General features: G+C 50.1%; 4 protein-coding genes and 1 pseudogene. 4 read left to right on the top strand and 1 reads right to left on the bottom strand.

Features of this window, described 5'->3' with window-relative positions:
• Positions 1-331 precede the first annotated feature (331 nt).
• The 4 genes and pseudogenes from Q0372_RS09010 to Q0372_RS10420 form a co-directional block, all read left to right on the top strand.
• On the top strand, positions 332-1,051 hold the full coding sequence (locus tag Q0372_RS09010; protein WP_297987549.1) for a CorA family divalent cation transporter: 720 nt from the start codon (positions 332-334) through the stop codon (positions 1,049-1,051).
• 17 nt (positions 1,052-1,068) lie between these two features.
• Positions 1,069-1,482 (top strand): hypothetical protein, encoded by a 414-nt coding sequence (locus Q0372_RS09005; protein WP_298105045.1) that lies wholly within the window; start codon positions 1,069-1,071, stop codon positions 1,480-1,482.
• Positions 1,483-1,526: 44 nt separating this feature from the next.
• Positions 1,527-1,763, top strand: a complete 237-nt coding sequence (locus Q0372_RS09000) for a hypothetical protein (protein WP_298105043.1) — start codon at positions 1,527-1,529, stop codon at positions 1,761-1,763.
• A gap of 253 nt (positions 1,764-2,016) precedes the next feature.
• Positions 2,017-2,417, top strand: a pseudogene (locus Q0372_RS10420) (methylated-DNA--[protein]-cysteine S-methyltransferase); the annotation flags it as partial.
• Between the two features lie 262 nt (positions 2,418-2,679).
• Here the strand turns inward: Q0372_RS10420 and hchA are convergent.
• Complete coding sequence (gene hchA, locus Q0372_RS08990) at positions 2,680-3,522, bottom strand: glyoxalase III HchA (protein ID WP_298105036.1); 843 nt, start codon at positions 3,520-3,522, stop codon at positions 2,680-2,682.
• Positions 3,523-4,350 lie beyond the last annotated feature (828 nt).

Genomic DNA, 4,350 nt, shown 5'->3' with positions numbered 1-4,350 from the left:
ACGCTCGGAGTTAGCGGGGCGCCCCCTTACCAACCTCACCCGCGCGACGCCATCGGTGCGGACTGCGTCCGCGTTAAATTTAAATTGCGACTGCGTCGCATAAAATTCCACCAATAATAAAATTCTTTCGTGCTTAAAATTTTAAAATTCCAAGCGCAAAAGAATTTTGAAATTCCAAATACGATAAAATTTAAGTGGCGGCGGAATTTTAGAATTCCTATTAGCGGCGAAATTTCAGAATTCTGATCGGCAACAGAATTTCAAAATTCCGTAAATTTGAGCGAAATTCTGAAATTCCATAAATTTAAAACGATTAAATAAGGAGGCCTCATTGAACCCGATTACCGAAAAGCGCAGCGTTTCGGGCTATTACTACGCCGAGGATCGCGAGTATGTGTACTTCGTGACGGACGCGCCGCGCGAGCAAAACTACCGCTTTATTTTCGACGCAGGCGCGATCTATTTGCAGGAGGGTACCGCCGAGGTGCGGCTTAGCAGCGAGGCGGAGTTTTTCGCGGTCGTCAAAAAGATCCTAGCACAGTACCGCGATAAAATTTTAGAGCACTCCGCAGAGCTTGAAAATTACGAAAAGATCTACACGCGGCGCGGCGATTTTTCAAAATTTATGAAAAGGCACTCTGTCCTAAAATACGAAATCCGCAAATTTCAAAACAAAATTTCGCATTTCTACGAGGCGCTGCTCATCTGCGCAAATGAGCAGCCGGCGCTGAAAAAACAGCTGAAAAACTACGCCTACGAAGCGGGCGTTTTTAAAGGCGTGATGAGCGAATATGCCGTCAGGATCGAGGATATCTATCAATTCATCCAGGGGCTCAAAAACGACAAAATTAGCCGCAACATCTACATTCTCACGATCATCTCGTCGCTGCTGATGCCGCTAAATTTCATCACGAGCTTTTTCGGGATGAACACGACGGGGCTGTTTTTAAGCGGCTCGGCGCACGGCACGCTCATCGTGACGCTTGCGATGTGCGTGATTTTCGCGGCGATGGTCGGCTTTCTTATGCTCTACGCCAAAAAACGAAACTAAAGCGGAGGAGTTAAATTTTGAACAAAAACGAGCTTAAAAATATCCTGGGCGGATACCTCGGCAGGGAGATTGCGGGCGATTTTAGAGTGCTGAAAGAGCACAATATCGCGCTCTGCAACGACGCGGCGAAATTTCCTTTTGAGGGCGATAGCGGGCTGCTGCGCGAGTTTTGTATCTTTGCAGACGGCGGCAGCGGCGATCTTTGGCTGCTAAGCTCTGGCGGTGAGATCGCGTTTTACGACCATGATTTGGAGTTTTTGCCCGAGGCAAATTTGAAAAAATTCGATCTAAATCTTGCGGGCTGGCTAAAGATCGCCGAGCTTTTTTCCAAATTTGAAGCCCTTGGCGACCCGAGTAGCACGCAAAAGGCGGAGTTTAAGCAAAGCGTAGCTAAAATCTGCCCGCAAATTTTAGAAATTTGGGAAATTTAGGCGCTATTTGCGGCGCTAAATTTAATCGCAAAATAGGAGGAGCGATGAAATTTATCGCATATTACGACTCGCCGCTTGGCAAAATCACGCTCGCGGGCGATGAGGCGGGGCTTTGCGGGCTGTGGTTCGAGGGCGAGAAGTACTACGCGCACGCTCTTGCGGCGAGCAGCACGGACGGCAAATTCTGCGCGCGCGATATTGCGGCAAAAAACAGATGCCGCTGCGAGAGAGGGTTGCTAAGAGAAAGGTCATGCGCTAAAGGCGAAAAGCGGTGCGGATAAAAAGCGTATCGCGTCCGATCTGCTCGCAAAAGAGCAGCACGCCGCGAGCGAAACAAAGCGCGATTTTGCGGCGTTGAAAAAGAATGATACTGTGGCGAAAGCGGCAAGCGGCGCAGATGAAAAGTACAATGCGAGCGATTTTGTGGCTCAGGATGCGGGCGAAAAACCTCGCGCGACCAATCTTTCGATGCAGGGCGGGAGCGGAAAATTCTGCGCGAACGAGCAAAACGAGCAAAGCGGGTACTTTAAGGAGAAAAACCTGGCCGTTTTCGATCAAACTAGGCGCTGGCTCGATCTGTATTTTAGCGGACGCGAGCCTAGTTTTACGCCCGCTCTAAATCCCATGGGCTCGGCGTTTAGACGCGCCGTGTGGGAAATTTTGCTTAAAATTCCATACGGAAAAACTACGACCTACGGGCAGATCGCGCGCGAAATCGCCGCAGCACGCGGGCTAGCGAAAATGTCCGCGCAAGCCGTGGGCGGCGCCGTAGGGCACAACGAAATCTCGATCATCATCCCTGCCACCGCGTCGTAGGCACGCACGGCAGCCTCACGGGCTACGCGGGCGGCATTGATAGAAAAATCAAACTGCTGCAGCCAGGGGGCGTCGATATGCGAGGATTTTTTACGCCCGCGAAGAGCACGGCGCCGTAAAGCGGCAAATTTAAAAGGCCGCAAAAGATTTTAATACTCGCGCGCAAAAGTGCGATAAAATTTGAATACTTAAATTTAGACGCTGCACAGCGCATCGCTTGCAAATCGAAGGCGAGCGGCGATTTTAAAAACGATTACACCGCGCGCAGGACGGCGATCATTAAATTTAAAGCCGAAGCGGGCACGCTTTGAAATTTTAAATTTTTCCGCCGCGTAAAAATTAAAATTTTATGCCGAGATGCCGACCTTAACGACGTAAAATTTACAGCGACTCTAAAAGCGTTTTAGCCGCCAGCTTGCCGAGGTTATTGGCCGCTAGCGGACTATCGCCCGAGAGCAGGTTGCGGTCTTTGTGCACGGCGCCGTCGATACCTTCGTTTAGGATTTTCATCCCAAGTTTTGCTAGCCGCGAGCCCATATACCAACGCAGATGGCCCGGCATGTAGCCTATATCGGGCGAGGTGCGGTCAATGACGTCGGGCAGCAGCACGAGCTCGTAGCCCTCGAACAAAAACTTATCCTCGTCAAGCGCCGCGGCTAGCAGTCCGGCTGGGCCGTGGCAGATCGTGATGATGTATTTGCCCTGCTCATGAAACCATTTTAGCGCGGCCTTTACGTCGCGACTCTCGTCAAGCCCGATCAGCGCGCCGTGACCGCCCGGGATATATAGCGCAAAATACTCGTCAAATCCCTTCTCTACGATATCAGCGAGCTTTTTAGGCTCTTTAAATTTAGTCGCGTAGCTCACAAAAAAGCCCTTGAGCCGCTCGTCCTTCGCAGGCATCGCCCAAAACTCGAATTTTACGGGATTTCCAGAGAGCGTCGCGATCTCGAAGTCCCAGCCCGCCTGCGCCAGATGATACATCGGCACGAGCGTCTCGACGGGGTGGTTGCCAGTGGAGAAAAAAGTCCCGTTGTCCATCAGCAAATACCGCTCGTCGGCCGCGATGATGAGGATTTTTTTATCGCCGTCGTATTTTTTCTTGTAATTAAAATCCGCCAGATCGCTCACGGGCGCCGTAAACTGCGACAGCGAAAACGGCGACGGGAAAAACGCGCCGTGCTCGGCGATATCGGGAGTCGGGAGTTTTGATAGTTCATTCATTTTGTCCTTTTTTATTGATTTGAGTCCGGATTATATGCGGTTTTAGTTAATATTCAGCAATGCTTTACGCCTTAAATTTGGCTTTATTTTGTCTTTTGCTTTCAGACTTAGGGTAAATTTACCCGCATCCTGAGGATAAATTTGGCTTGCGAGTTTAAATATCGGATCGGTGAGCGCGTTAAATTTGCTAGGCATTTTTATATGTCTTTAAAAAACGGCGTCGCATTTTTCGCGAAGGAGCTTAAATTTGACTAAAATTAGCGGCCAAATTTGCCTTTTTGGGTCAAAATTTACGATAGCCAAAATCTATAAGCGGTGCCGAAACGGGCGCGAAAGCCTGCAGCGAAAAAACTAATAAGCGGCGTCGCATCTGCTTCGTAAAACTGCGGCGGGGTTGATTGCCAAGGAGCCGCTTAGTGCGGCGTTTAAGCCGCCGCGTAAAAAAGATAAAATTCTATCTTTTCGCGCATGATGATTTGTGCCGCATCTACAAGCAAATAAAGCTCGCAGGCTCTTAGCGATCGGTAGCGCTGCCGCTACCGCCGCTTAAACCTGCGCGGATCTAAAATTTTATAAATTAAAATTCCATGCCGCGGACAATTTAAAATTTTGCGCTTCAAACGATCCGTAAATTCCGTGCTTCAGGCTGCGGCGATTAGGCCTTAGCACTCCCAGCGGTGCTTTTTCATACAGACGCGCTCGCCTCTAAATTCCACGCCTTCGGCCTCTAGCAGTTCGCGCTGAGCCGCAAAGCTCGCCGCCAAGGCGCCTGAATGACTTACGACGCGGTGGCACGGGTAGTCGCCGTAGAGCTCTGCTTGCGAGAGC

The sequence above is a fragment of the uncultured Campylobacter sp. genome (assembly GCF_937997405.1).
GTDB lineage: Bacteria > Campylobacterota > Campylobacteria > Campylobacterales > Campylobacteraceae > Campylobacter_B.
The sequence above is the reverse complement of the archived record's forward strand: the minus strand, read 5'-3'. Positions and strand labels throughout refer to the sequence as shown.

Coding starts and splice junctions, on each gene's coding strand:
- Q0372_RS09000 (WP_298105043.1), top strand. CDS start 1,527: ATGAAATTTATCGCATATTACGACTCGCCGCTTGGCAAAATCACGCTC.
- hchA (WP_298105036.1), bottom strand. CDS start 3,522: ATGAATGAACTATCAAAACTCCCGACTCCCGATATCGCCGAGCACGGC.